Here is a 26,370-nt window from a genome sequence, read left to right as displayed (position 1 = left end):
AGGTGCACGAGTACGTCCTCGTCCTCATCGTGGCCGCTGCGGTCACGTACCTCGCCACACCCTTCGTCCGCAGCCTCGCCGTCGCGACCGGGGCGTTCACGGCCGTCCGCGAGCGCGACGTCCACAAGACCCCGATCCCGCGGCTCGGGGGAGTCGGCATCTACATCGGCTTCGTGGCGGCGGCGCTCGTGGCGAGGGCGCTGCCCTACCTCGGGACGCTCTTCTCGACGAAACAGATCTTCGGCGTCGTCGCCGCAGCCGGCATCGTGTGCCTGCTCGGGGCGTTCGACGACATCCGTGAGCTCGACTGGCTGACCAAGCTGGCGGGACAGATGCTCGCCGCGGGCCTGATGGCCTACACCGGCGTGCAGCTGCTGTCACTGCCGATCTTCGGCACGACCATCCTGCCGACCCCCGTCCTCGTGCTCTTCACGGTGCTCGTCGTCATCGCGTCGACGAACGCCGTCAACTTCATCGACGGGCTCGACGGGCTCGCCGCGGGGGTCGTCTGCATCGCGGCGTTCGCCTTCTTCGTCTACAGCTACATCGTGTCGCGCTCGTTCGTGCCGGCCAACGTGTTCTCGACCGCGACCTTCATCTCGGCCGCCCTCGTGGGCTGCTGTGCCGGCTTCCTGCCGCACAACTTCCACCCGGCCCGACTCTTCATGGGCGACTCGGGAGCGCTGACGCTGGGGCTGCTGCTCTCGGCGGCGACGATCACCCTGACCGGCAACGTCGACCCGGGTGAGGTCAGCGCCAACGACGTGTCCGCCGCGTTCCTGCCGATCCTCGTCCCGCTCGCGGTCCTGCTGCTGCCGCTGCTCGACATGCTGCTCGCCGTGGTCCGGCGCACCCGTGCCGGCCAGCGACCGTGGCACCCCGACGCGTTGCACCTGCACCACCGCATGCTGCGCATCGGTCACGGCCACCGCCGTGCCGTGCTCATCCTCTACCTGTGGGCCGCCATCGTGGCGCTGGGTTCGGTGTCCTTCGTCATCTGGGACGGCCCCCGTCCGCTCGCGGTCGTGGGGGCAGCCGCCGCGATGGGTGTCGTGCTCACCGTCTGGCTTCCTCGGTGGAGGCCGTCCGAACGCTTGTGATAGCATTCACAAGCACCTGAGGGGAGTCTGGGAAGACCGCCACAGGAGCCCGGAAGTCCTTTCCGCACAAGCGATCCGAGCATCATCCGGATCCGCCCGAACCCCGCCCGCACTACGCCTCACGACGCACCCAGGCAGGTTTTCTTGACGGCCACACCGGCACGCGACGCATCACAGTCAGATGCCTTCGCACAGCTCCTCCGGGGCTCCCTGCTGCCGACGGCCGTGGCCGGTCTCGTCTGCGTCGTCGTCGGGCTCTTCTCGAGCCCCAAGGCCGCCTGGTCGGCCGCGCTCGGCGCCGCCATCGTCCTCTTCTTCTTCAGCCTGACGCTGCTCGTCATGAAGCGCACGGCCGACCTGCCGCCCACGACGACGATGATGATCGTCATGGTCACCTACACCTTCAAGGTGCTGGTGCTCGGCGTCGTCATGTTCGCGCTGCGCGACGTCACGTGGGCCTCGGGCTTCGCGATCGGCCTGTCGATCACGGTGTGCGCCGTCGTCTGGCTCTTCTTCGAGATGCGCGCCTACAAGCGCCTGCGGATCTTCGCGTACGACCCCGACGGCGCGGCCTCGCTCGACGCGACGCCCGACTCGTCGTCCGACGCGACGCCCGAGGCGGCACCCCACCGGGAGCCGCGTGATGAGCCGTGACACGGGAGGTCGACATGACCACACCACCGACGCCGGAGCCCAGCGACCCGAGCGAGCCCAGGGAGCCCAGGGAGCCCAGCGAGGCCTCTGCGGAGGACAAGGCCGAGGAGCTGCGGCGGTTCAACACCCGCGAGCAGGACTCCGCCTGGCGTGCCGTCGCCTACATGCTCACCGGCCCGCTCATCTACGGCGGTCTCGGTGCCCTGGCCGACCACTGGCTGGGCACGACCTGGCTCGTCGGGGTCGGGATCGTGGGTGGAATGGCCCTGTCGCTCTACCTGATCTGGTTCCGATACGGTACCCATTGAGCCCGACGGCCTCCGTGCCGCACGTCAGCGCGTCGCCCGCCGGCCCGCCGACGTGGAGCCCCACCGGGAGCCCGCTCCCGAGCACCGACTCTCCACCCCTGACGCAGGTCGTCAGCCGAAGTGCCCAGAACCTACAAAGGAGTAACCCGTGAGCATCGTGGCCGCCGCCCCGACGGACTACACCGCCCCCGGCGTCGAGGAGTTCTGGCAGCCCCTCTTCGGGACCGACGGGCCGTTCGCGATCACCCGCCCGATCCTGCTCATGGTCCTGGCCACCGGCCTTGTCGCGTGGTTCCTGCTCGCCACGACGAAGAAGAAGGCGCTCGTGCCCGGCCGTGGCCAGATGGGCACCGAGGCCGTCTACGGCCTCGTCCGCAACGGCATCGCCCGCGACCTCATCGGCAGCAAGGAGTTCATGCGGTTCGTACCGCTGCTCTTCGCGCTCTTCACGACGATCCTCGTCAACAACCTGTTCGGCGTCATCCCGCCGATGAGCTACCCGACGATGAGCCGCATCGGCTTTCCGATCGCGCTGTCGCTCATCGTGTGGGTCGTCTTCCACGTCGTCGGCATGCGCAAGCACGGCTTCATCGGCTACTGGAAGTCGCTCGTGCCCGCGGGTCTTCCCAAGGCGATGATCCCCGCGATCTTCTTCCTCGAGCTGATCACCGACCTCTTCACGCGCCCGGTCACCCTCGCCCTGCGACTCTTCGGCAACATGTTCGCCGGCCACATCCTCATCGTCCTGTTCATCACGGGTGGCTGGTACATGCTCACCAACGGCGGCATCCTCGTCATCGCCGGCGGCGTCACGTGGATCTTCGCCTTCGTCATGACGCTCTTCGAGATCCTGGTCCAGTTCCTCCAGGCCTATGTCTTCACCCTGCTGGCCGCCCTCTACATCGGCGGCGCGGTCGCCGACGAGCACTGAGGCCGACGCCTCCCTGCGCCTCCGGCGCCCCACGAACTGCACCACCGCACGAGCACCACACACCAGCTTCGCCCCCGCCCGTCTGGTAACCGCCAGCCGGACAAGACAAGAAGGAATGGAATAAACATGACTGGCAACATCGCCATCCTCGGTTACGGCCTCTCCGCCATCGGCCCCGGTATCGGTGTCGGTCTGATCTTCGCCGCCTACATCAACGGCGTCGCCCGTCAGCCCGAGGCTCGCGGCATGCTGCAGCCGATCGCCTTCCTGGGCATGGCCATCACCGAGGCACTCGCCATCTTCGGTATCGCGCTCGCCTTCGTCTTCAAGGGCTGACGCCCCTTTCCGGGGCAGCCCGAAGCACCGATCGTCTTTCTCTCTAGGAGAACCTCATGCAAGCAGTGACCGTGACCGCCGAGGGCGGCGAGGGCGGCTTCTGGGCCACCGCGGCACCGATCATCCCGCACCCGCTCGAGTTCTTCTTCGGCCTGGCGTGCTTCGCGATCCTCTACGTCGTCGTGAAGCAGAAGGTCGTGCCGCGCCTCGAGCAGATCTACGCCGAGCGCACTGCTGCGATCGAGGGCGGGATGAACAAGGCCGAGGAGGCCCAGGCCCAGGCCCAGGCCGCGCTCGAGCAGTACCAGGCGCAGCTCGTCGAGGCCCGCTCCGAGGCCGCCCGCATCCGTGAGGACGCGAAGGCCCAGGGCGCGCAGATCATCGCCGAGATGCGCGAGCACGCGGCGTCCGAGGCCTCTCGGATCACCGAGACGGCGCACAAGCAGATCGAGGCCGAGCGCCAGCAGGCCGTCGTCTCGCTCCGCGGCGACGTCGGACGCATCTCGACCGACCTCGCGAGCCGCATCGTCGGGGAGTCCCTCCACGAGGAGACCCGTCAGAAGGGCATCGTCGAGCGGTTCCTCGCCGAGCTGGAGTCGGGCGACGTCGTGCGCGAGAAGGTCGGCGGCGCCGCCGGCAGCCCGGGCGGAGACGCCTGATGCAGGGACCCTCACGCGCAGCAGCGGCGGCGAGCCGCGAGGCTCTCACCGGCGTCCTCGCTGCCGGTGCCGACCGTTCGCGGTTGGCCGAGGAGCTCTTCGCGGCCGTCGGGATCATCGACAGCAGCGCGACCCTGCGTCGCGCCGTGGCCGACCCGTCCCGCGAAGGCGTCGACAAGGCCCAGCTCGCCGAGCGGCTCTTCGCGGGCAAGGTCAGCGCCGAGACGCTGGTCGTGCTCAAGGGTGCCTTCGGCCAGCGCTGGAGCTCCGAGCGTGACCTGACCGACACGGTCGAGTCGTATGCCGTCGAGGCCGTCATCGCCGAGGCGGAGGTCCAGGGCCGTGCCGACCGCGTCGAGGACGAGCTGTTCCGCTTCGAGCGCATCGTGGCGGCCGACGCCCCGCTGCGCTCGGCGCTGGCCGACTCGCAGGCGCCCGCCGACAAGCGGGCCGACCTCGTGTCCTCGCTCCTGCGCGAGAAGGTCGCACCGGAGACCCTCGTGCTGGCCCGTCAGGCCGTGGTCGCCCCGCGCGGCCTGCGCTTCGACCGGGTCCTCGAGAAGTACCTCGAGACGGCCTCGAGCCGCCGCGAGCAGCAGACGGCCATCGTCACCTCGGCCGTCCCGCTCACCGACGACGACCGTGCCCGCCTCGCCGCGGGCCTGGCTGCCATCTACGGCGGCACGGTCCACGTCAACACCGTCGTGGACCCCCGGGTCATGGGCGGGGTCAAGGTCGAGATCGGTGACGAGCTCATCGACGGAACCGTCATCCGCAAGCTCGACGCGGCCCGCCGGGCCATGGGTGCCTGAGGCACCCACCACCAGCTGTGATCAACCACCGGCCCGTCCTGCGGGTCGAAACCGAGGAGAAGATCTGACATGACGGAGCTTTCGATCCGTCCGGAGGAGATCCGGGACGCTCTGGACTCGTTCGTCCAGTCCTACGAGCCCGGCGCGGCCTCCCGCGAAGAGGTCGGCCGCGTCACCGACGCCGGTGACGGCATCGCTCACGTCGAGGGTCTGCCCTCGGCCATGACCAACGAGCTGCTCCAGTTCGAGGACGGCACGCTCGGCCTCGCGCTGAACCTCGACGTCCACGAGATCGGCGTCGTCGTCCTCGGTGACTTCGCGGGCATCGAGGAGGGCCAGACCGTCAAGCGCACGGGCGAGGTCCTCTCGGTCCCGGTCGGTGACGACTTCCTCGGCCGCGTCGTCGACCCGCTCGGCAACCCGATCGACGGTCTCGGCGACATCAGGTCCGAAGAGCGCCGTGCCCTCGAGCTGCAGGCGCCCAACGTCGTCCAGCGCAAGTCGGTCCACGAGCCGCTCCAGACCGGCATCAAGTCGATCGACGCGATGACGCCGATCGGCCGTGGCCAGCGCCAGCTCATCATCGGCGACCGCCAGACCGGCAAGACGACGGTCGCGATCGACACGATCATCAACCAGAAGCGCAACTGGGAGTCCGGCGACCCGGACGCCCAGGTCCGCTGCATCTACGTCGCCATCGGCCAGAAGGGCTCGACCATCGCGTCGGTCCGCGGCACGCTCGAAGAGGCCGGCGCACTGGAGTACACCACCATCGTCGCGGCCCCCGCGTCCGACTCGGCGGGCTTCAAGTACCTCGCGCCCTACACCGGTTCGGCCATCGGCCAGCACTGGATGTACCAGGGCAAGCACGTCCTCATCGTCTTCGACGACCTGAGCAAGCAGGCCGAGGCCTACCGCGCCGTGTCGCTGCTGCTGCGCCGTCCGCCGGGCCGCGAGGCCTACCCGGGTGACGTCTTCTACCTGCACTCGCGGCTCCTCGAGCGTTGCGCCAAGCTCTCCGACGACCTCGGCCACGGCTCGATGACGGGTCTGCCCATCATCGAGACCAAGGCGGGCGACGTCTCGGCGTACATCCCGACCAACGTCATCTCGATCACGGACGGCCAGATCTACCTGCAGGCCGACCTGTTCAACGCCAACGTGCGTCCGGCCATCGACGTGGGTGTCTCGGTCTCCCGAGTCGGTGGTGCGGCGCAGATCAAGGCGATGAAGTCCGTCGCCGGTCGACTCAAGCTCGACCTCGCCCAGTTCCGTGCCATGGAGGCGTTCGCGATGTTCGCCTCCGACCTCGACCCCGCCTCGCGAGCCCAGCTCGCCCGTGGTGCGCGTCTCGTGGAGCTGCTCAAGCAGCCGCAGAGCTCGCCGTACCCCGTCGAGGAGCAGGTCGTCTCGATCTGGACCGGCACGACCGGCAAGCTCGACGACGTCGCCGTCGAGGACGTCCGCACCTTCGAGACCGAGCTGCTCGAGACGCTGCGTCGCGACGGCAAGATCCTCCAGACGATCCGCGAGACCCTCAAGCTCGACGAGGACACCGAGACGGCCCTGTCCAAGGTCGTCGACGAGGTCAAGTTCACCTTCCGGGGCACCGGCAAGGACGGCCTCGAGGCCGGCAACGAGGAGTTCGACGAGATCGCCGACGACCAGATCACCCAGGCGAAGATCGTCAAGCAGAAGTGACCACTTTCCGTATGCCGCCCGGCCAGCCGGGCGGCATACGGAAGCGGGCGTGAGCCCACCCCGCAGGCAACCACAGACTTTTAGAGACCAAGAGAGGCGGAGCACATGGGAGCGCAGATGCGGATCTACCGCCAGCGCATCAAGTCCGTCAACTCCATCAAGAAGATCACCAACGCGATGGAGCTGATCGCGGCCGCACGCGTCGTCAAGGCCCGCCAGCGGGCCACCGAGGCGATGCCGTACACGACCGCGCTGACGCGTGCCGTGTCCGCGGTGGCGACCAACACGAACGAGGACCACCCGTTGACGACGGCGAAGGAGACCGCGAAGCGGGCCGGCGTCGTCATCATCACGGCGGACCGCGGACTTGCCGGTGCCTACTCCGTCGCGGCGATCAAGGAGAGCGCGGAGCTCATCTCCAAGCTGACCGCCGAGGGCAAGGAGGTCGTGCCCTACCTCGTCGGTCGCAAGGCCGTGAGCTACTTCAAGTTCCGCAAGCGCGACTACGCCGCCGAGTGGACCGGCTTCTCCGACGCCCCGACGTTCGAGAACGCCAAGGAGATCGCCGACCGCATCACGGCCGACTTCCTCAAGCCCACGGAGGAGGGCGGCCACGACGAGATCCACGTCGTGTTCACCCGCTTCCGCTCGATGGTCCGCCAGGACCCGTTCGTGCTGCGCCTGCTGCCGCTGGAGGTCGTCGAGGCCGACGACGCCGGTGAGGACGAGAGCCTCGACCTCAGCGTCAACCGCTACGAGGACGGCCAGATCCCCCCGGAGTACTCCTTCGAGCCGAGCGCGTCCGAGGTCCTCGACCTGCTGCTGCCGAAGTACGTCCGCAACCGGATCTTCACCGCACTGCTCAGCTCGGCGGCCTCCGAGCTCGCCGCCCGCCAGCGGGCGATGAAGTCGGCCACCGACAACGCGACGGAGCTGATCAAGACCTATCAGCGCCTCGCCAACCAGGCCCGTCAGGCCGGCATCACCCAAGAGATCAGCGAAATCGTGGGCGGCGCCAACGCCCTCGCCGACGCCAAGAAGTAACGCCCACAGGTAAGGAAGCAGACCACCATGACTGCAACTGTCAGCGACACCACGTGGACGGCCCCGCCCGCGGGCGGCGTCGGACGCATCTCCCGCATCATCGGCCCGGTCGTCGACGTGGAGTTCCCCGTCGACGCCATGCCCGAGCAGTACAACCTGCTCACGACCGAGGTCACCCTCGCCGGCGAGACGAAGAACCTCAACCTCGAGGTCGCCCAGCACATCGGCGACAACATGGTCCGGGCGATCTCGCTGCAGCCGACCGACGGTCTGGTGCGCGGCTCGGCCGTGCAGGACACCGGCGGCCCGATCACCGTCCCCGTGGGTGACGTGACCCTCGGCCACGTGTTCAACACGACCGGCGAGTGCATGAACCTCGCCGAGGGCGAGAAGCTCGAGGTCAAGGAGCGGTGGGGCATCCACCGCAAGGCTCCCGCCTTCGACCAGCTCGAGTCCAAGACGACGATGTTCGAGACGGGCATCAAGGTCATCGACCTGATGACCCCGTACGTCCAGGGTGGCAAGATCGGCCTCTTCGGTGGTGCCGGCGTCGGCAAGACGGTGCTCATCCAGGAGATGATCGCCCGTGTCGCCCGTGACCACGGTGGTGTGTCGGTGTTCGCCGGTGTCGGTGAGCGCACCCGTGAGGGCAACGACCTCATGGTCGAGATGGAGGAGGCGGGCGTCCTCGGACAGACCGCCCTCGTCTTCGGTCAGATGGACGAGCCGCCGGGCACGCGTCTGCGCGTCGCCCTGTCGGCGCTGACGATGGCGGAGTACTTCCGCGACGTCCAGAAGCAGGACGTGCTCCTCTTCATCGACAACATCTTCCGCTTCACGCAGGCCGGCTCCGAGGTCTCGACTCTCCTCGGCCGCATGCCGTCCGCCGTGGGCTACCAGCCCACCCTCGCCGACGAGATGGGCACCCTGCAGGAGCGCATCACGTCCACGCGTGGTCACTCGATCACCTCGATGCAGGCGATCTACGTGCCGGCCGACGACTACACCGACCCGGCTCCGGCCACGACGTTCGCGCACCTCGACGCGACGACCGAGCTGTCGCGTGACATCGCGTCGATGGGTATCTACCCGGCTGTCGACCCGCTGTCCTCGACCTCGCGAATCCTCGACCCGCGCTACGTGGCGGCCGACCACTACAACACGGCCGTGCGCATCAGGTCGATCCTGCAGCGCAACAAGGAGCTCCAGGACATCATCGCGATCCTCGGTATCGACGAGCTCTCCGAAGAGGACAAGATCCTCGTCAACCGCGCCCGTCGCATCCAGCGCTTCCTGTCGCAGAACACCTACGTCGCCAAGCAGTTCACCGGCATCGAGGGTTCGACCGTGCCGCTGTCCGACACGATCGAGGCGTTCACGAAGATCGCCGACGGCGAGTACGACCACGTCGCCGAGCAGGCCTTCTTCATGTGTGGTGGCCTCGACGACGTCGAGCGCCAGTGGGCGGAGATCCAGAAGAACCTCTGATCTGGATGGATCGATTCACCCGACGACGGGGAGGTGCCCTCTGGGCCCTCCCCGTTCGTCGTCTGTGAGTGCCGGGCCTCGCGGTGGCCGTCGTGGCCGGCGCGTTCGTCCGCGCCCGCCACGGGGTGGACCTCACCGACAGCTCGCACGTCGTGGAGCCGGCGCTCCGCCTCACCCAGGGTGACGTCCCGTTCCGGGACGAGATGAACGTCCAGGCGCTGCCGGCGGCATGCAACCAGCAGGTCGCGTCGTACAACACGACCGCGGCGCCGATGTACCTCCTCGCCGTGTGCTGCCGGCCAGGCGCTACTGTCCGCCGCGTCCGCTACGACGACCCGCGCCGAGTGTGACGAGAACCGCAGCCCGTGGACGCCCTCGGCGTCGCCCGCGGGGCATGCGGGTACGACGAACGGTGTTGACAGAGATGAAACCGTCAGCGCCGACGAGCCCAGCACCTCGCACCAGGACACAGCTCAAGGACAAGGAGAATCGTGAGCACGCCCACCCAGCAGGCCCCGCGCCACCGGGTCGTGGTCATCGGATCGGGCTTCGGCGGACTGTTCAGCACGCAGAAGCTGAAGCGCGCCGACGTCGACGTGACCCTCATCGCCCGCACGACGCACCACCTCTTCCAGCCGTTGCTCTACCAGGTGGCCACCGGCATCCTCTCCGAGGGCGAGATCGCCCCGTCGACGCGCGAGGTGCTGCACCGCCAGGACAACGCCAAGGTACTGCTCGGTGAGGTCGAGACGATCGACCTCGAGGCGCGCACCGTGACCCACACCGCGGTCGGCCGCGAGACGGTCACGCCCTACGACTCGCTCATCGTCGCCGCGGGCGCCGGCCAGTCGTGGTTCGGCAACGACCAGTTCGCCCGGCACGCCCCCGGCATGAAGTCGATCGACGACGCCCTCGAGCTGCGCGGTCGCATCTTCGGCTCGTTCGAGCTCGCCGAGCTCGCGACGACGCAGGCCGAGGTCGACCGCCTCATGACGTTCGTCGTGGTCGGCGCAGGCCCGACCGGTGTCGAGATGGCGGGCCAGATCTCCGAGCTCGCGCGACGCACCCTCAAGCGCGACTTCCGCCGGATCGACCCGACGAAGGCCAGGGTCGTCCTGCTCGACGCGGCTCCCGCCGTGCTCGGCTCGTTCGGCGAGAAACTGGGCGACCGCGCCGTCAAGCGCCTGACCGAGATGGGCGTCGAGGTCCGCCTCGGTGCCAAGGTCGTCGACGTCGACGCGACGGGCATCGAGGTCGAGCACGGCGACGGCAGCCGCGAGCGCATCGAGTCGGTGTGCAAGGTGTGGGCCGCGGGCGTCAGCGCCTCGCCTCTCGGTCGCCAGCTCGCCGACCAGTCGGGCGCTCAGCTCGACCGGGCCGGCCGCGTCGAGGTCCGCGACGACCTGACGCTCCCGGGCCACCCCGAGGTCTTCGTCGTCGGCGACATGATGGCGCTCGACGGGCTGCCGGGTGTCGCCCAGGTCGCCATCCAGGGCGGCCGCTACGCCGCGGAGCAGATCGAGCGACGCCTCGACGGCAAGGAGCCCAAGGGGCCGTTCGAGTACTTCGACAAGGGCTCGATGGCCACGATCTCGCGCTTCTCGGCCGTCGCGTCGGTCGGCAAGGCGCAGTTCAGCGGGTTCTTCGCCTGGATCCTCTGGCTCGCCGTGCACCTCGTCTACATCATCGGCTTCAAGCACCGGATCACCACGCTGCTGCACTGGGCCGTCACCTTCATCGGCCGTGGCCGGTCCGAGCGGGTCGTCACCGAGCAGCAGGTGTTCGCCCGGCAGGCGATCGCCGACCTCGGTGAGGAGTTCAGTCCCGAGCTGCCGCGCGTCGCGACGGACCGCGGGCACGACGAGTCCTGACCGGTCCGGGTGTGACCCGGACCCACGACCGGGCCGGCTCCTCGAGGGGAGCCGGCCCGGCGGCATACGTGGTCGGTTGCGTGCACCGTCCTGCGGTCAGGGACGCGTCAGGGGACGAGACGCTCCACGGCTGCGCCGAGGCGGGGGAGGGCGGCGACGACATGGGCCTTCGCCTTGCCGCGCAGCGAGCCGTAGACCTTGGCGGCCGAGCCGTGCGAGGTGTTGGYGGCCTTCGCGTCGGTCACCGCGAGCAGGGCGTCGGCCGCGGCGTCGGGCTGGGCCGCGAGGTGGGCCCCGAACGACGTGTCACCCTTGGTGGCCCAGAACGGGTCGAGGGCGCTCGCGAACTGGGGGAGCAGACGGTCGGTGGCGCTCGTGACGAAGTTGCCACCGAGCTTCTTCGCGGCGGCGTAGCCGGCCTTGACGGCGGCTCCGCCCAGTCCGGACTTGTCGGCGACCTCGGCGTCGATGACGTCGGTCAGGGTCTCCACCGCCACGGGGCGGCGGGTCGGCTCGAGAAGGGCGTCGGACACGGTTGTGCTCATGGATGGGACTCCTGTGGAGGATGGGGAATCGGCGCGAGCGGCCTGCGCCACCTCGCGTACGGAGCATCCTCGCAGAGGCACTAAACTGCAGAGCACACCCCCACGATCCGGAGGAAACGTGAGTTCGCTCAAGGTTGAGATGGTTGCCGCCGACCGGAAGGTCTGGGAGGGCGAGGCCAAGTTCGTACGCGCCCGGTCCATCTCGGGCGAGCTGGGCATCCTGCCCGGCCACACCCCGTTGCTCGGTGTCCTCGTCGAGGGTGAGGTCTCCATCGAGTCCCTCGAGGGCGAGCGTCGCACCGTGACGGTCGACGGCGGGTTCCTCTCGGTCGACTCGGACGTCGTCACCATCGTCGCCGAGCACGTCGACGCCTCGTCGCTGCAGACGAGCTGAGGTCGCGCGTGCCGTCCGTTCTCGTCTCGACCGAGATCGTGATCGGCACGCTCCTGGTGGTTGCGGTGGCCGTCCTCGCGACGACGTACCTGCGCCGGCGCTACATCGCCAAGGGCTTGCCCCTGACCCTCTGCGGCATGCGCCGCACGGAGTCCGACCGCTGGCGCCTGGGTCTGATCCGGTTCGGTGACAACGCCCTCGAGTGGTATGCCCTCGGGGGCGTCTCCGTGCGCCCCAAGCACCGCTGGCTGCGCCAGCGCCTGCTACTCGACGCTCCCGAGCCGCTGAGCGGCGGCGACTCGATCCCGCTGCTGCCCGACGCGAGCCGGGTGCCGTGCGGCGACGGCGACAGCGACTTCGAGCTGGCCCTCCAGGGGCCCGCTTACACCGCGCTGCGCTCGTGGCAGGAAGCCGCGCCCCCCGGCTACAACGTCAACGTCGCCTGACAGCCCGCTCCGGCAGCACGAGACTGCGCCGTGGCGCACGTGCGCGCCGAGACAGGCCGCCGGACGTGTGGAAGCGCGCCATGGCGCACTTCGGTCCGCGGCGGGCCCGGAATGCCGGTCGGGACCGCGCCAAGGCGCACCTGACGTGACCGCGCCTAGGCCGTAGGCCGTATGCCGTATGCCGTGTGGCGGCTCAGTGCTTCTTCGTGCGCTCGGGCTTCTCGACGCGGCCGCCACCGGGCTGCCACAGCACGTCGCCGCCGATCGGCTTGTTGGCGATCCGGGCGAGGATGAAGAGCAGGTCCGAGAGGCGGTTGAGGTACTTCGCCGTGAGGACGTTGACGCCGCYGACGCCCCTCGCGTCCGTGCCCTCGGGGGCCGGCTCGGTGCCGTGCTGGTCGGCGGCCGCCCACGCCGAGCGCTCGGCGCGACGCACGATGGTCGTCGCGAGGTGCAGGTGCGCCGACCCGGCCGTGCCTCCGGGGAGGATGAACGACCGGAGCTTCTCGACCTGCTCGAGGTAGTGGTCGCAGTCGGCCTCGAGGTCGTCGATCCAGGGCTGCTCGACGCGCAGGGGCGGGTAGTCGTAGGCGTGCCGTAGCGGCGTCGACAGGTCGGCGCCGACGTCGAAGAGCTCGTTCTGCACCCGCTGGAGGGTGGCCCTGACCTCGTCGGGCAGGTCGCCGCACGCGACGGCGATGCCGATGGCGGCGTTGGCCTCGTTGGAGTCGGCGTAGGCGTGCAGCCGGGCGTCGTTCTTGCTGACCCGCGAGAAGTCGCCGAGGCTCGTCGTGCCGTCGTCGCCGGTGCGCGTGTAGATCCGCGTCAGGTTGACCATGGGGCCACTCTCTCACCCGTCGTGGAGGCGCCGTCGGTCGGTCGGTGCCCCGATAGGGTTCGGCGGGTGAGAGAGCGATTCCGTGTCGTCGGTGGTGCCCACCTCGTGGGCGAGGTCGCCGTCGTCGGCGCCAAGAACAGCGCCCTGAAGCTGATGGCCGTGGCCCTGCTGGCCGTGGGCCGCACGACGCTGACGAATGTGCCGGCGATCGCCGACGTGACGATCATGGCCGAGCTGCTGCGCCGGCTCGGGGTGGGTGTCGATTACGACCCGGCCGCGGGAGTGGTCGTCCTCGACGTGCCCGAGCGCATCGGTCACCGGGCCGACTACGAGCTCGTCCGGGCGCTGCGCGCCTCCATCTCGGTGCTCGGCCCGCTCGTGGCCCGCGTCGGCGAGGCCGACGTGGCCGTCCCGGGTGGCGACGCGATCGGCTCGCGCGGCCTCGACCTGCATGCGGCCGGCCTCGAGGCCCTCGGCGCCGAGGTGCACGTGACGCACGGCTACCTCGTGGCCACGGCGCCGGCCGGCCTGCGCGGCGCCGACATCCGGCTCGACTTCCCGAGCGTCGGGGCCACCGAGAACATCCTCACGGCGGCTGTCCTGGCCAGCGGCACGACGACGATCGACAACGTCGCGAAGGAGCCGGAGATCATCGACATCGCCGAGATGCTCGTGTCGATGGGCGCCAAGCTCGAGGGCGCCGGCACGTCTCGCATCACCGTCCACGGCGTCGAGGCCCTCGTCCCGACCGAGCACGCCGTCGTCTCCGACCGCATCGCGGCCGGCACGTGGGCCTTCGCCGCCGCCACGACGCGTGGCGACATCGAGGTCGTCGGTGGAGTCGCCGAGCACCTCAGGGCGCCGCTGGGCGCCCTCGAGGAGGCGGGGTGCCACGTCGAGGTCACGCCTCGCGGGTTCAGGGTGTCGGCCGTCGACCGGCGCCCGCGCGCCTTCGACGTCGCGACGCTGCCCTACCCGGGCTTCCCGACCGACCTCCAGCCCTTCGCACTGTCCTACAACGCCGTGGCGGACGGCTCTGCCATGGTCACGGAGAACCTCTTCGAGGCCCGTTTCCGCACGGTCCAGGAGCTGGCCCGTCTCGGCGCCGACGCGCAGATCGACGGGCACCACGTCATGACCCACGGCGTCCCGATGCTGTCCGGTGCCCCCGTCGAGAGCAGCGACATCCGCTCCGGCGCCGCCCTCGTCATCGCCGGCCTCGTGGCCGAGGGGGACACGCTCGTCAGCGGTGTGCACCACATCGACCGCGGCTACCCGCGCTTCGAGCAGGCGCTCCGCGCCCTCGGCGCCGACGTGACGCGCGAGCCCGATGACGAGCCCCCGTTCGCGTAGGCGAAACCCGCAGACCCGCCGGGCCATTCCGCGGCTGAGGCGGCGGATCGTCCCTTTTGTCAGGAGCGCTCAGTCCCGGCACGGAGGCCGGCGGAGTTCTTCGCTCGATGTTCGTATTTTCTTGACCACTTCTTGACTCCTAGGGGCAACGTTTTGGCTGGCTGAGGCGTCATCATGGTGACGGCACAGCGTTGAGAGGGGTCTACATGACGCTGAACACCCACCGCAGGGGTCCGGTCAGAGTGCTCGACGCACCCGACGGCCACGATGTCATCATCGAGGGGCGTCTCGACGTCCACACGGTGCCCGACATCCGCGACGCGATCCACGCGGTCATCAACCAGGGTCCTGGCGAGCTGCGCCTGCACCTCGGCGGCGCCGAGATCGGCGACGCGACGGGCCTCGGTGTCATCGTCCACCTCCACCGGCGCGCCACCCGCGCCGAGCGCCGGCTGCTGCTCGTCGACGCGAGCGACCGCACGACGCGCCTGCTGCGCGGGTGTCGGCTCGAGCGCATCCTCGCCCCGCGGCATCCGGCACCGGCAAGCCTGACTGTGGCGCCTCTCACCGCCTGAGCGCCTCCCCACCGCTGCACCCCGCCGCTACCGTCGAGCCATGTCTTCGACGGAGAGCACGCCGCATCCGGCCGCCCGGGTGACGCCCGACCGACCGTGGGTCATGCGCACGTATGCCGGCCACTCGAGTGCCGCTGCGAGCAACGCGCTCTACCGCCGTAACCTCTCCAAGGGGCAGACCGGCCTCTCCGTCGCCTTCGACCTGCCGACCCAGACGGGCTACGACCCCGACCACGTCCTCGCCCGCGGCGAGGTGGGCAAGGTCGGGGTCCCGATCAGCCACATCGGTGACATGGCAGCGCTCTTCGACGCGATCCCGCTGCGTGAGATGAACACGTCGATGACGATCAACGCGACGGCGATGTGGATGCTCGCGCTCTACCAGGTCGCCGCCGAGCGCCAGGCCGAGGCCGCCGGCGAGGACCCGGCCGCCTGGGTGCACGAGCTCGCCGGAACGACCCAGAACGACATCATCAAGGAGTACCTCTCGCGCGGGACCTACGTCTTCCCGCCCGCGCCGTCGCTGCGGCTCATCACCGACATGGTCACCTACACGGTGCGCGAGATCCCGAAGTGGAACCCCATCAACATCTGCAGCTACCACCTGCAGGAGGCCGGGGCGACCCCCGTGCAGGAGATCGCCTACGCCATGTCGACGGCGGTCGCCGTGCTCGACGCCGTGCGCGACTCGGGGCAGGTGCCGCCCGAGGAGTTCGCCAGTGTCGTCGCCCGGATCTCCTTCTTCGTCAACGCCGGCGTGCGGTTCGTCGAGGAGATGTGCAAGATGCGCGCCTTCGTGCAGCTGTGGGACGAGCTGACCCGGGAGCGCTACGGCGTGACCGACGCGAAGGCCCGCCGCTTCCGCTACGGCGTCCAGGTCAACAGCCTGGGCCTCACCGAGGCCCAGCCCGAGAACAACGTCCAGCGCATCGTCCTCGAGATGCTCGCCGTGACGCTCTCCAAGGACGCCAGGGCCCGCGCCATCCAGCTGCCGGCGTGGAACGAGGCGCTCGGTCTGCCGCGCCCGTGGGACCAGCAGTGGAGCCTGCGCATGCAGCAGGTGCTCGCCTACGAGTCCGACCTGCTCGAGCACGACGACCTCTTCACCGGGTCGGTCGTCGTCGAGGCCAAGGTCGCCGAGCTCGTGGCCGGGGCGAAGGCAGAGATGGCTCGGGTCGAGGAGATGGGCGGCGCCGTCGCCGCCGTCGAGTCCGGCTACATGAAGTCCGCGCTCGTCGCCTCCCACGCCGAGCGTCGACGCCGCATCGAGACGGGCGAGGCCGTCATCGTCGGGCTCAACCGTTTCGAGACCACCGAGCCCAACCCGCTCACGGCCGACCTCGACACCGCGATCCAGACCGTCGACGCCGACGTCGAGCACCACGCCTCCGAGGCCGTACGCGCGTGGCGCGAGACGCGTGACGCCGACCCCGAGCGCCGGGCGCGCGCCGCGGCGGCTCTCGAGCGCCTGCGCGCCGACGCGGCGACCGACGTCAACCTCATGGCGGCCTCGCTCGAGTGCGCCCGGGCGGAGCTGACGACGGGGGAGTGGGCCGCCGCCCTGCGCGAGCAGTTCGGCGAGTACCGCGCACCCACCGGGGTCTCCGGCTCGGTGGGCGTCGGCTCGAGCGAGCCCGGTGACGCCCTGTCGCACGTCCGCAGGCTCGTCGCGCGCACCGGCGAGGAGCTCGGCGAGAAGCTGCGCATCCTCGTCGGCAAGCCCGGCCTCGACGGCCACAGCAACGGCGCCGAGCAGGTGGCCGTGCGTGCCCGAGACGCGGGGTTCGAGGTCGTCTACCAAGGCATCCGGCTGACGCCCGAGCAGATCGTCGCGGCCGCCGTCGCCGAGGACGTCCACCTCGTCGGGCTCTCGATCCTCAGCGGCTCGCACATGGAGCTCGTGCCCGAGGTCCTGCGGGGCCTGCGCGAGGCGGGTGCCGGCGACGTGCCGGTCATCGTCGGAGGCATCATCCCCGAGTCCGACGCCGCCGCACTGCGGGCCGCCGGCGTCGCCATGGTCTTCACGCCGAAGGACTTCGGCCTCAACGACATCATGGGCGAGATGGTGGGTGTGATCCGCGCCGCACGGGGTCTTGCGCCCCTCGAGTCCGCGCCCGTCTGAGCAGGCGTAGCGTCGCAGGTATGAGCGACCTGCAGTGCGCCGCGCGCGTCATCGTCGTCAACCCTCCGGCGCTCTCCGACGTCGCGTGGCTGGCGTCCGCGATCCACCTCGAGAAGGTCCAGGCGGTGTATGCCGCCGACGACGTCCCCGACACCGGCCCGGTCGAGTCGCTGGCCGACGACCTCGGCGTGCCCTCGCACCTCGGGCACGGCGACCTCCACGACGGCTCATCGGGCCTCGAGGAGCTCGTCGACCGGCACCGCGGCGAGACCGTCGTCGTCGTGCGCGGAGGGGAGGCACCCGACCCGGTCCTGCTGCTCGTCGACGCCGACGGAGTCACCGCCCAGCCGATCGAGGGCTTGTCCTGATGGCGTCGGCGGCGACCGCCGGGACCGTGGTCGCCGAGCTCGAGGCCGAGGCCTCGCCGGAGGCACTCGCATCGGTGCGCAAGCGCCTCGCCCGCGACGAGGAGGCGCTCGGCGTGCGGATGGGCACGCTCTTCGCCATCGCCAAGCGACACACGCGGCTCCCGCTCAGCGAGGTGCAGCAGCTGCTCGCCCACCCGGCCTACGAGCCGCGGCTCGCTGCCCTCTGCATCCTCGAGTTCAAGGCCCGGCGCAAACGGATCGACGGTCACGGGCGCGGCACCCTCGCCCGGACCTACCTCGGCCACCACGACCGGATCACGACGTGGGACATGGTCGACCGGGCCGCGCCGCGCGTCATCGGGCTGTGGCTCATCGGTCGTGACAAGCAGATCCTGCGTGACCTCGCGCTCTCGCCCGAGCCGCTGCGCCGTCGCACCGCCATGACGGCGCCGCTCGGCTTCCTCGACACCGACGACGTGGAGATCGGCTGGGAGCTCGCCGCCCAGCTCGCGACCGACCGGGATCCGTTGGTGCACAAGCCCGTCGGGATCTTCGCCAAGCACGCCGGTGAGCGTGACCGCGACCGGTTGGTGGCCTTCCTCGAGGAGCGCGTCGAGGGGATGCCACGCCCAGCCGTCCGGCTCGCCGTCGAGAAGCTGCCGCCGGACCTTCGCTCGCGCTGGGTGTGACGCGCCGGTGCGCCGGTGCGCCCGGGCGGCCACACGGCATACGCCCTCGGTGGGTCAGAAGAGGCGGGACTCCGCGTCGTCGATGCCCTTGAGGGCGTCGTAGTCGAGCACGACGCAGCGGATGCCGCGGTCCTCGGCGAGCGTGCGCGCCTGTGGTTTGATCTGCTGGGCGGCGAACACCCCGGTGACGGGCGCGAGGTGCGGGTCGCGGTTCATCAGCTCGAGGTAGCGGGTCAGCTGCTCGACGCCGTCGATCTCGCCGCGGCGCTTGATCTCCACGGCGACGCTCGTGCCGGCCGAGTCCTTCGCGAGGATGTCGACCGGACCGATGGCCGTCATGTACTCGCGGCGCACGAGCGACCACCCGTGGCCGAGGGTGTGGATGTGCTCGGCGAGCAGCCTCTGCAGGTGCGCCTCGACGCCGTCCTTGACGAGGCCGGGGTCGACGCCGAGCTCGTGGTCCGAGTCGTGGAGGACCTCGTGGAGCAGGACGGTGAGGCGGTCCTCGCTCTTGGCGTGCTGGACCCGCCACACTGCGACGACACCGTCGACGGCCTGGACCTCGTCGGGCTCGACCTCGGCCATCGTGCAGGGCGGCGACATCCAGTTGAGCGGCTTGTAGGAGCCGCCGTCGCTGTGGACGAGCACCGACCCGTCGGCCTTGACGACGAGCAGGCGGGTCGCGAGCGGGAGGTGGGCCGTGAGGCGACCGTCGTAGTCGACGCTGCACCGGGCTATGACGAGACGCACCGGTCCACCCTAGAGGAGGGTGCGTGGGCAGCGTCACGCCCCGGGCGGGTGTGGGCGGCGCACACCCTCTGCGAGACTTTCGCCCATGGCTCGTGAGTTCACCAAGGTTGGCGTCATCGGACTCGGCACCATGGGTGCCGGCATCGTCGAGGTCTTCGCACGCAACGGCATCGACGTCGTCGCGGTGGAGGTCACGGACGAGGCGGTCGAGAAGGGCAAGGGCGTCCTGCAGCACTCGACCGACCGGGCCGTCTCCCGGGGCAAGCTCGCGGCCGAGGACCAGGCCGCGCTGCACGCCCGGGTCCTCTTCACGAGCGACATGGCCGACCTCAAGGAGTGCCAGCTCGTCGTCGAGGCCGTGCCCGAGCACCTCGACCTCAAGAAGGACATCTTCGCCAAGCTCGACGCCATCGTCTCCGACGACGCGATCCTCGCGACGAACACGAGCTCGCTGCCCGTCACCGAGATCGCCGTCGCGACGATCAACCCCAAGCGCGTCGTCGGCATGCACTTCTTCAACCCGGCCCCCGTGCTCCAGTTCGTCGAGGTCATCAAGACCGTCATCACGAGCGACGAGATCTTCGAGGATGTCAAGGCGCTCGCCGAGCGGCTCGGCAAGAAGCCCGTCATCGTCGGCGACAAGGCCGGCTTCATCGCCAACGCGCTGCTCTTCGGCTACCTCAACCACGCCGTCGCGATGTACGAGAGCAAGTACGCCACCCGCGAGGACATCGACGCCGCGATGAAGCTCGGCTGCGGCTACCCCATGGGCCCGCTCGCCCTCATGGACCTCATCGGCCTCGACACCGCCTACGAGATCCTCGACACGATGTACAAGCAGGGCCGTGACCGCCTGCACGCGCCGAGCCCGATCATCAAGCAGATGGTCAGCGCCGGGCTCAAGGGTCGCAAGAGCGGCCGCGGCTTCTACACGTATGCCGCACCGGGCAGCTCGGCGGTCGTCGACGACGCGTTGACGCCCACCGCCGCGGAGGACTCGACGTCCGGCACGCGCCCGATCCGGACGGTCGGCGTCGTCGGCTCCGGCACGATGGCCACGGGGATGGTCGAGGTCTTCGCCAAGGCCGGTCTCGACGTGACCTTCGTGGCCCGCAGCGACGCCAAGATCGAGGCCGTCCGGGCGGCGCTCGCCAAGAGCCTCGAGAAGGCCGTCCAGCGCGGCAAGGCCACCGAGGAGGACCGCGACGCGGCGCTGGCCAACGTGCGGGGCACGACCCGCCTCGAGGACCTCGCGCAGGTCGACCTCGTCGTCGAGGCCGTCGTCGAGGACCTCACCGTCAAGCGCGCGCTCTTCGAGAACCTCGACGAGATCTGCCGCCCCGGCGCGATCCTCGCGACGACGACGAGCTCACTGCCCGTCGTCGAGTGCGCGGCCGCCACGAAGCGTCCCCAGGACGTCATCGGCATGCACTTCTTCAACCCGGCCCAGGTCATGAAGCTCGTCGAGGTCGTGCACACGGTCTCGACCGCCGACGACGTCGTCGCCTCGGTGCAGGCGCTCTGCGCGACGGTCGGCAAGCACGCCGTGACGTGCGGCGACCGCGCCGGCTTCATCGTCAACGCCCTGCTCTTCCCCTACCTCAACGACGCCGTGAAGATGCTCGAGGCCAACTACTCGACGGCCGACGACATCGACACGGCCATGAAGACCGGCTGCGGGTTGCCGATGGGTCCGTTCGAGCTGCTCGACGTCGTCGGCCTCGACGTGTCGCTCGCCATCGAGCGCGAGCTCTACCTCGAGTTCCGTGAGCGCGGCTACGCACCGGCGCCGCTGCTCGAGCACCTCGTCACGGCCGGCTACCTCGGCCGCAAGACGGGGCGTGGCTTCCGCACCTACGCCTGACACCTACGCTGGAGTCATGCCCTCGCGTCGACGTCCCAGCAAGCACGCGCGCGAGCACGTGCCGCTCGACGTGACGCGGATCCAGGGCGGCTCCACGCGTGAGGAGTCGTATGCCGGCACGCGCTGGACCGTGCGCTCGGTGAGCGGCGCGTCCGCCACCCGTGACTACCTGTGTCCGGGCTGCCAGCAGGACATCCCCCCGGGCCTCCCGCACGTCGTCGTGTGGCCGGCCGAGGGCGTGGGCGGGCTCGGGGACCGGCGGCACTGGCACACCGGCTGCTGGCAGAAGCGCGACGCCCGTCCGAGCGGCAACTCCTACCGCTGACGACTCGTCCGGCCGATGTGTCCACCGGTCACCCGAGACCGCGGGTCACATCGAACCGCGGAGGGCGTCGGGGCGTGAGGGCCTCAGGCGTCGAGGACGGGGGCGAGCTCGCGGGCCACGAGCCGCAGGGGAGCGGTGTCGTGCTGCGCCCGGGCGAGCACGATGGCTCCCTCGAGGGCGCAGAGCATGAGGGTCGAGAGGGCCTGCGCCCGTCGGGGCGTCCGGCCCATCGAGACGAGGGCGTCGGTGATCGGGCGCTGCCACGTCCGCAGGGCCGAGTTGGCAGCCTGCCGCACGGCCTCGTTGGTGTCCGCGCAGTCGATGACCGCGGCGGCGACCGGGCAGCCTCGTTCGAAGTCACGGGACGCGAGGTCGGTCGCCCAGTCGTCGACGACCGATGCGAAGAGCCGCGCGGGGGTCGGCCGTCTCATCCCGGCGAGGTGCTCGTCGACCCGTTCGGCGGCCCAGGTGCCGGCCCACTCGAGGGCCTCGCCGACGAGCTGGTCCTTACCTCCGGGGAAGTAGTGCTGGAGGGAGCCGCGCGGCGCGCCGGCGGCGACCACGACCTCTCGCAGCCCCGTGCCGGTGACGCCGGCCCGCCGCAGGTGTTGGGCGGTCTCGTAGACGATGCGCTCGCGCGGTCCGTGCGTGCTGGCTGACATGGCGCCTTCCGGTGCTCGACGTGGGTCTCGACTATGACACCTGTCATGACCAGACCGCTACTATGACAGTTGTCATATGGTGCGGAAGAGTCGGAGGCGGCAATGGAGACGCGAGTCGGGTTCATCGGTCTCGGCATCATGGGACGACCCATGGCCGCCAACCTGCGGCGCGCGGGTGTTCCTCTCTCCGTGTGGAACCGGTCTCCGGGTGGGGTGGCTGCGCTCGAGGCTCTCGGAGCCGTCGCGCGTCCTCGCCGGCGGCCGTCTTCGAGGCGAGCGACGTCGTCCTGCTCATGCTGGCCCACAAGGCAGCGGTCGACGAGGTCCTGCAGCGGGGGAGCGCTGCGTTCACGCGGATGGTGTCGGGGCGCACGCTCGTGCACCTCGGCACGACGTCGCCCGGCTTCTCTGCCGGGCTGGCCCGGGACGTCGAGGGGGCCGGCGGCGACTACGCCGAGGCACCCGTCTCGGGGTCGCGCATCCCGGCGGAGCGGGCGGAGCTCGTGGCCCTCGTGGGCGGGCGACCGGACGTCGTCGACCGCGTCGCACCGCTGCTCGCCCCGATGTGCCGCGAGGTCGTCCGGTGCGGCGAGGTCCCCGCGGGGACGGGCACCAAGCTCGCCGTCAACCTCTACCTCTGCACGATGGTCGCCGGGCTGGCGGAGGCCTTCCACCTCGCCGACCGTCTCGACCTCGACCTCGAGGTCTTCCGGCGTGCCCTCGACTCCGGTCCGATGGCGAGCGCGGTGTCGGCCGTCAAGCTCGCCAAGCTCGTGGCCCGTGACTTCGAGGCCCAGGCGGCGGTGCGCGACGTCCACACCAACACCCGGCTCATCGCCGAGGCGGCCCGGGCGGTCGGGGCGCACAGCCCGGTGCTCGAAGCGACCCGTGAGCTCTTCCGCGAGACCGAGGCCGCCGGGCTGGGGGCGCTCGACATGGCGGCCGTCGTGACGGCGCTGGAGCGGTGGGACGCCGGCCGCCCGGGGTAGGGAGCGCCTCGTCGGGTCCCCGGGACACGGCATACGCCATCGGGGGGCGTCGGCGGCTAGTGCCGGCGCTGGCGGGGGACGAGAACCTCCTCGTAGAGCAGCAGAGCCCCTGCGGCGAAGGGGATCGCGAGCAGCGCGCCGAGGATGCCGAGCAGGGCTCCACCGGCGAGTGCGGCGACGACCGTCACGGCGCCGGGAACCGCGACGGTGCGCTGCATGATGCGCGGCATGACGGCGTAGTTCTCGATCTGCTGGTAGACGATGAAGTAGATGATGACGATGAGCGCCTTCTTGGGCTCGTCGAAGAAGGCGACGACGGCGACGACGGTCGCCCCGAGGGTCGCGCCGATCATCGGGATGAGCCCGAGGAAGCCGACGAGCACCGCCAGCACGGCCGCGAACTGGAGCCCRATGAGGCTCATCATGATCCAGGCGAAGAACGCGTTGATCGCGGCCACCGCGACCTGGCCGATGGCGTACGACCCGACCCGGCGCATCACCTCCTCGGCGAGCGAGACCGTGCGCGGGCGCCGGCTGGCGGGGACGAGGGCGTAGGCCGCCTGCTTGACCGCGGGGAGGGAGGCGAGGAAGTAGAGGGTGAGGACGAGGACGGTCAACCCGCTGAAGACGCCGGTCGCGATGACCTTGCCCGCGTCGAGGACGCCGCCGAAGACGCCGGCCCACAGGTTGCCGTCGGCGACGCGCTTGTTGACCTCCTCCTGGATGCGCTGGACGAGCTGGTAGCGGTGGTCGACGTCCTGCACCCACGGGTTCGCCAAGAGGTTGTCGAAGAGCCGTGGGGCGTTCGTGGCGAGCTCGCCGCCCTGGTCGGCCACGGGCGGGATGACGACCCAGCCGACGAGCGCGAAGACGGCGAGCACGCCGAGGAAGACGATGGTGACGGCCCACCCCCGGCGCAGGTTGCGCCGGGTCAGCGCCTCGACGAGCGGGTTGAGCGAGAGCGTCAGGAAGAACGAGATGACGAGCAGCGTGATGACGGTGCCGAGCCGGCCGACCGCCTGCACGACGGCATACGCCGTGAGCACGCCGACGGCGCCCACGAAGCCGATGTAGAAGGGCGACTGCCGGTTGAACGGGGTGCCGCTCTGACCGAAGTCGCGGCGGCTTCCCTTGCCGCGCTTGCCGCCGCCGGTCCCGGGCGGAGCCGGTTCGGTAGCGCCGGTCCCGTGGGGCCCGGCAGTGACGCCGGGGGCGTCGGTCGCGGCGCGGGGTGGCGTGCTGCCGGCGGGCGTGCTGGCGTCGGACGACCCTTCCCCGAGCGGGAGCGTGGTCGTGAGGAGGTCGGGCTCGGGCGGCGCGTCGGGCGCCGCCGGGGGCTCGCCGTACGCGGCTCGCGAGGCGCGCTCGTCGAAGCCGAGGTCGCGGGCCCGGAACTCGTCCATCCGGGCGCGCTGGGCGCGGCGGTACGCCGTCCACCGTCCCCACATGCTCACGTCCGCGAGCCTACGTCAGGCACTCCCCACAGGGCCGGGTCGCCCGTGGCGTGTCAGTGCGGGGGACGCCCTGCCGGGCGCCGCGCCGCGCGCCGCCCCGCGCGCGACCGTGTCCCGGGCGGGAGGACATGCGGGTACGGGACAGGTGAACGAGAACACGGCGACGTCCCCGGCGGGGTCGCTCGCACACCGACCAGTTCGAGGAGCACCCATGCCCAGCGTGACCCGCAGCTTCACCGTCCATCCCGCGCCCGCGGTCGTCATCGACTACCTCAAGGACTTCGCGAACGCCGAGGAGTGGGATCCCGGCACCGAGTCGTGCACTCGCGTCGGCGACGGCCCGGTCGTGGTCGGTGCGCGGTGGCACAACGTCTCGAAGATCGCCGGCGTCACGACCGAGCTCGACTACGAGCTGACCGAGCTCACCGACACCCGGGTCGTCCTCGTCGGGCGCAACGACAGCGCGACGTCGACCGACACGATCACCGTCCTGCCCTCGGGTGAGGGCAGTGAGATCACCTACCACGCCGACCTCGACATGCACGGGCTCGCCCACCTCGCCGCGCCCGCGATGAAGCTCGTCTTCGAGAAGCTCGCGAACGACACCGAGGAGCAGCTGACCCGGGTGCTCGAGTCCCGCTGACGCAACCGACGAGGGCCGGCCCACCGTGACGGTGGGCCGGCCCTCGTGCGACGGCTGCAGGACGGCTACTGGTCGGCGAAGCGGTTGATCGCCGACTCGAAACCCGCGCGCTTCTCGGGGTCGGTGACGCCGAGGCCCGGCCCGGGGGAGAGCGTCAGCACGCCGACCTTGCCCTGGTGGGCGTTGCGGTGGACGTCGAGCGCCGCCTGCCCCACCTCGTCGAGCGTGTACGTCTTGCTCAGCGTCGGGTGGATGAGCCCACGGTTGACGAGCTCGTTGGCCTCCCACGCCTCGCGGTAGTTGGCGAAGTGCGAGCTGACGATGCGCTTGAGGTTCATCCAGAGGTAGCGGTTGTCGTACTCGTGCATGTAGCCCGACGTCGACGCACAGGTGACGATGGTCCCGCCCTTTCGTGCCACGTAGACGCTCGCGCCGAACGTCTCGCGGCCGGGGTGCTCGAAGACGATGTCGACGTCGTAGCCACCGGTCAGCTCGCGGATCTTCTTGCCGAGCCGCTGCCACTCGCGCGGGTTCTGCTCGGTGCCCTCGTCGTTCCAGAAGCGGTAGTCCTCGGCGTTGCGGTCGATGATGAGCTCGGCGCCCATGGCGCGGCAGATCTCGGCCTTCTCGGGCGAGGAGACGACGCAGATCGGGGTCGCGCCGCCGGCGAGGGCCATCTGCGTGGCGTAGGAGCCGAGGCCGCCGGACGCGCCCCAGATGAGCACGCGGTCGCCGAGCTTCATCGCGGCGCCGTTCTTGGAGATGAGCTGGCGGTAGGCGGTGCTGTTGACGAGGCCCGGGGAGGCGGCCTCCTCCCACGTCAGGTGGCCGGGCTTGGGCATCAGCTGGTTGGCCTTGACGATCGCGAGCTCGGCGAGTCCGCCGAAGTTCGTCTCGAAGCCCCAGATCCGCTGCTGCGGGTCGAGCATCGTGTCGTTGTGGCCCTCGGCGTCCTCGAGCTCGACCGAGAGGCAGTGCGCGACGACCTCGGTGCCGGGCTTCCACTTCGTCACGCCGGGGCCGGTGCGCAGGATGACGCCGGCGAGGTCGGACCCGACGACGTGGTAGGGCAGGTCGTGGCGCTTGGAGAACTCCGACATGCGGCCGTAGCGCTCGAGGAAGCCGAAGGTCGAGACGGGCTCGAAGATCGAGGTCCACACGGTGTTGTAGTTGATCGCACTGGCCATGACGGCGACGAGCGCCTCGCCCGGCGCCAGCTCCGGCACGGGTACCTCGTCGATGTGCAGCGACTTGCGCGGGTCCTTGTCGCGCGTGGCGAGCCCCTCGAACATGCCGACCTCGTCCTTGTGGACGGTCGCCCCGCGGTACGTGGCGGGGATCTCGATGTTCGCGTAGGTCTCCTGGGTGCGGTCGCCGGAGAGGATGGCGTCGCGGATGGCCTGCATTGAAGGTCCTTACGTCGCAGCGTCATTGGTGGGTCGAGACAGA

The 26,370-nt window shown here is 70.2% G+C and carries 29 protein-coding genes and 1 pseudogene; 24 read left to right on the top strand and 6 right to left on the bottom strand.

The annotated features are described in order from the left end of the window. Positions 1-2 precede the first annotated feature (2 nt). From AB4Y83_RS02535 to AB4Y83_RS02480, 12 genes are all read left to right on the top strand, one after another. Positions 3-1,100 carry a glycosyltransferase family 4 protein gene (locus tag AB4Y83_RS02535; protein ID WP_442274989.1) on the top strand — a complete coding sequence of 366 codons (1,098 nt, stop codon included), beginning with the start codon at positions 3-5 and terminating at the stop codon, positions 1,098-1,100. 144 nt (positions 1,101-1,244) lie between these two features. Beyond that, entirely contained in the window at positions 1,245-1,754 is a 510-nt protein-coding gene (locus AB4Y83_RS02530; RefSeq protein WP_442295942.1) for a hypothetical protein, read from the top strand. 14 nt (positions 1,755-1,768) lie between these two features. Then, positions 1,769-2,062: an AtpZ/AtpI family protein gene (locus AB4Y83_RS02525; protein ID WP_442274987.1), complete on the top strand. Its 294-nt coding sequence runs from the start codon at positions 1,769-1,771 to the stop codon at positions 2,060-2,062. 148 nt (positions 2,063-2,210) lie between these two features. Next, entirely contained in the window at positions 2,211-2,993 is a 783-nt protein-coding gene (gene atpB / locus AB4Y83_RS02520) for a F0F1 ATP synthase subunit A (protein ID WP_442274986.1), read from the top strand. 126 nt (positions 2,994-3,119) lie between these two features. Further along, positions 3,120-3,329: an ATP synthase F0 subunit C gene (atpE, locus tag AB4Y83_RS02515; protein ID WP_020142944.1), complete on the top strand. Its 210-nt coding sequence runs from the start codon at positions 3,120-3,122 to the stop codon at positions 3,327-3,329. Positions 3,330-3,385: 56 nt separating this feature from the next. Next, positions 3,386-3,988, top strand: coding sequence for a F0F1 ATP synthase subunit B (locus tag AB4Y83_RS02510; protein WP_056770492.1), 603 nt, complete (start codon positions 3,386-3,388; stop codon positions 3,986-3,988). Next, complete coding sequence (locus tag AB4Y83_RS02505) at positions 3,988-4,800, top strand: F0F1 ATP synthase subunit delta (protein ID WP_056770488.1); 813 nt, start codon at positions 3,988-3,990, stop codon at positions 4,798-4,800. Before AB4Y83_RS02510 ends, AB4Y83_RS02505 begins: the two co-directional genes overlap by 1 nt. 69 nt (positions 4,801-4,869) lie before the next feature. Then, positions 4,870-6,501 (top strand): F0F1 ATP synthase subunit alpha, encoded by a 1,632-nt coding sequence (atpA, locus tag AB4Y83_RS02500; RefSeq protein ID WP_442274985.1) that lies wholly within the window; start codon positions 4,870-4,872, stop codon positions 6,499-6,501. A 105-nt stretch (positions 6,502-6,606) separates the two neighbouring features. After that, a complete protein-coding gene (locus AB4Y83_RS02495) occupies positions 6,607-7,545 on the top strand; it encodes a F0F1 ATP synthase subunit gamma (protein WP_442274984.1) in 939 nt (312 codons plus the stop codon). A 27-nt stretch (positions 7,546-7,572) separates the two neighbouring features. Next, positions 7,573-9,033: a F0F1 ATP synthase subunit beta gene (gene atpD, locus AB4Y83_RS02490; protein ID WP_020142939.1), complete on the top strand. Its 1,461-nt coding sequence runs from the start codon at positions 7,573-7,575 to the stop codon at positions 9,031-9,033. A gap of 92 nt (positions 9,034-9,125) precedes the next feature. Then, positions 9,126-9,383: a hypothetical protein gene (locus AB4Y83_RS02485; RefSeq protein ID WP_442295941.1), complete on the top strand. Its 258-nt coding sequence runs from the start codon at positions 9,126-9,128 to the stop codon at positions 9,381-9,383. A 141-nt stretch (positions 9,384-9,524) separates the two neighbouring features. Beyond that, entirely contained in the window at positions 9,525-10,904 is a 1,380-nt protein-coding gene (locus AB4Y83_RS02480; protein ID WP_056770473.1) for an NAD(P)/FAD-dependent oxidoreductase, read from the top strand. Between the two features lie 107 nt (positions 10,905-11,011). Here AB4Y83_RS02480 and AB4Y83_RS02475 read toward each other — a convergent pair whose 3' ends face one another. Next, positions 11,012-11,449: a DUF6918 family protein gene (locus AB4Y83_RS02475; protein ID WP_442295940.1), complete on the bottom strand. Its 438-nt coding sequence runs from the start codon at positions 11,447-11,449 to the stop codon at positions 11,012-11,014. Positions 11,450-11,567: 118 nt separating this feature from the next. Here AB4Y83_RS02475 and AB4Y83_RS02470 point away from each other — a divergent pair, with 118 nt between their 5' ends. Both AB4Y83_RS02470 and AB4Y83_RS02465 read left to right on the top strand, forming a co-directional pair. Then, complete coding sequence (locus AB4Y83_RS02470) at positions 11,568-11,843, top strand: F0F1 ATP synthase subunit epsilon (RefSeq protein ID WP_028785412.1); 276 nt, start codon at positions 11,568-11,570, stop codon at positions 11,841-11,843. Positions 11,844-11,851: 8 nt separating this feature from the next. Beyond that, a complete protein-coding gene (locus AB4Y83_RS02465; RefSeq protein WP_442274981.1) occupies positions 11,852-12,289 on the top strand; it encodes a DUF2550 domain-containing protein in 438 nt (145 codons plus the stop codon). A gap of 193 nt (positions 12,290-12,482) precedes the next feature. On the opposite strand, the gene AB4Y83_RS02460 is transcribed toward AB4Y83_RS02465, so the two are convergent. After that, a complete protein-coding gene (locus AB4Y83_RS02460; RefSeq protein WP_442295939.1) occupies positions 12,483-13,127 on the bottom strand; it encodes a cob(I)yrinic acid a,c-diamide adenosyltransferase in 645 nt (214 codons plus the stop codon). Between the two features lie 66 nt (positions 13,128-13,193). Between AB4Y83_RS02460 and murA the strand changes: the two genes are divergently transcribed. The 5 genes from murA to AB4Y83_RS02435 all read left to right on the top strand — a co-directional run bounded on the left by murA (position 13,194) and on the right by AB4Y83_RS02435 (position 18,234). Further along, on the top strand, positions 13,194-14,480 hold the full coding sequence (murA, locus tag AB4Y83_RS02455) for a UDP-N-acetylglucosamine 1-carboxyvinyltransferase (protein ID WP_442274979.1): 1,287 nt from the start codon (positions 13,194-13,196) through the stop codon (positions 14,478-14,480). 206 nt (positions 14,481-14,686) lie between these two features. Beyond that, positions 14,687-15,055: an STAS domain-containing protein gene (locus tag AB4Y83_RS02450; RefSeq protein WP_056770456.1), complete on the top strand. Its 369-nt coding sequence runs from the start codon at positions 14,687-14,689 to the stop codon at positions 15,053-15,055. A gap of 103 nt (positions 15,056-15,158) precedes the next feature. Continuing rightward, positions 15,159-17,177: a protein meaA gene (locus AB4Y83_RS02445; RefSeq protein WP_442275375.1), complete on the top strand. Its 2,019-nt coding sequence runs from the start codon at positions 15,159-15,161 to the stop codon at positions 17,175-17,177. Positions 17,178-17,197: 20 nt separating this feature from the next. After that, a complete protein-coding gene (locus AB4Y83_RS02440; protein WP_056770451.1) occupies positions 17,198-17,545 on the top strand; it encodes a hypothetical protein in 348 nt (115 codons plus the stop codon). Beyond that, positions 17,545-18,234 (top strand): DNA alkylation repair protein, encoded by a 690-nt coding sequence (locus AB4Y83_RS02435; protein ID WP_442295938.1) that lies wholly within the window; start codon positions 17,545-17,547, stop codon positions 18,232-18,234. Before AB4Y83_RS02440 ends, AB4Y83_RS02435 begins: the two co-directional genes overlap by 1 nt. Before the next feature lie 54 nt (positions 18,235-18,288). On the opposite strand, the gene nucS is transcribed toward AB4Y83_RS02435, so the two are convergent. Continuing rightward, positions 18,289-18,984 (bottom strand): endonuclease NucS, encoded by a 696-nt coding sequence (gene nucS / locus AB4Y83_RS02430; protein ID WP_442295937.1) that lies wholly within the window; start codon positions 18,982-18,984, stop codon positions 18,289-18,291. An 85-nt stretch (positions 18,985-19,069) separates the two neighbouring features. Here nucS and AB4Y83_RS02425 point away from each other — a divergent pair, with 85 nt between their 5' ends. Then, positions 19,070-20,848 carry a 3-hydroxyacyl-CoA dehydrogenase family protein gene (locus tag AB4Y83_RS02425; RefSeq protein WP_442295936.1) on the top strand — a complete coding sequence of 593 codons (1,779 nt, stop codon included), beginning with the start codon at positions 19,070-19,072 and terminating at the stop codon, positions 20,846-20,848. A 16-nt stretch (positions 20,849-20,864) separates the two neighbouring features. Then, the gene (locus tag AB4Y83_RS02420; RefSeq protein WP_056824342.1) at positions 20,865-21,173 is read left to right on the top strand and encodes a hypothetical protein; all 309 of its coding nucleotides are present in this window, start codon (positions 20,865-20,867) and stop codon (positions 21,171-21,173) included. Positions 21,174-21,256: 83 nt separating this feature from the next. Here AB4Y83_RS02420 and AB4Y83_RS02415 read toward each other — a convergent pair whose 3' ends face one another. Beyond that, positions 21,257-21,835, bottom strand: a complete 579-nt coding sequence (locus AB4Y83_RS02415; protein ID WP_442295935.1) for a TetR/AcrR family transcriptional regulator — start codon at positions 21,833-21,835, stop codon at positions 21,257-21,259. A gap of 102 nt (positions 21,836-21,937) precedes the next feature. Between AB4Y83_RS02415 and AB4Y83_RS02410 the strand changes: the two are divergent. Further along, positions 21,938-22,362 (top strand): annotated as a pseudogene (locus AB4Y83_RS02410) (NAD(P)-dependent oxidoreductase); the annotation flags it as partial. Between the two features lie 36 nt (positions 22,363-22,398). Next, entirely contained in the window at positions 22,399-22,824 is a 426-nt protein-coding gene (locus tag AB4Y83_RS02405; protein WP_442296185.1) for an NAD-binding protein, read from the top strand. A gap of 56 nt (positions 22,825-22,880) precedes the next feature. Here AB4Y83_RS02405 and AB4Y83_RS02400 read toward each other — a convergent pair whose 3' ends face one another. Beyond that, positions 22,881-24,272, bottom strand: coding sequence for an AI-2E family transporter (locus tag AB4Y83_RS02400; RefSeq protein ID WP_442296184.1), 1,392 nt, complete (start codon positions 24,270-24,272; stop codon positions 22,881-22,883). 217 nt (positions 24,273-24,489) lie between these two features. Here AB4Y83_RS02400 and AB4Y83_RS02395 point away from each other — a divergent pair, with 217 nt between their 5' ends. After that, positions 24,490-24,921: an SRPBCC family protein gene (locus AB4Y83_RS02395; RefSeq protein ID WP_442295934.1), complete on the top strand. Its 432-nt coding sequence runs from the start codon at positions 24,490-24,492 to the stop codon at positions 24,919-24,921. 65 nt (positions 24,922-24,986) lie between these two features. Here the strand turns inward: AB4Y83_RS02395 and ccrA are convergent, their stop codons facing one another. Further along, complete coding sequence (ccrA, locus tag AB4Y83_RS02390; protein ID WP_442295933.1) at positions 24,987-26,327, bottom strand: crotonyl-CoA carboxylase/reductase; 1,341 nt, start codon at positions 26,325-26,327, stop codon at positions 24,987-24,989. Between the last annotated feature and the right edge of the window lie 43 nt (positions 26,328-26,370).

This window comes from Terrabacter sp. RAF57 (assembly GCF_052113925.1).
In the GTDB taxonomy this organism is placed as follows: domain Bacteria; phylum Actinomycetota; class Actinomycetes; order Actinomycetales; family Dermatophilaceae; genus Terrabacter.
Note: the sequence above shows the minus strand (reverse complement) of the source record. Positions and strands in the feature narration are given on the sequence as shown.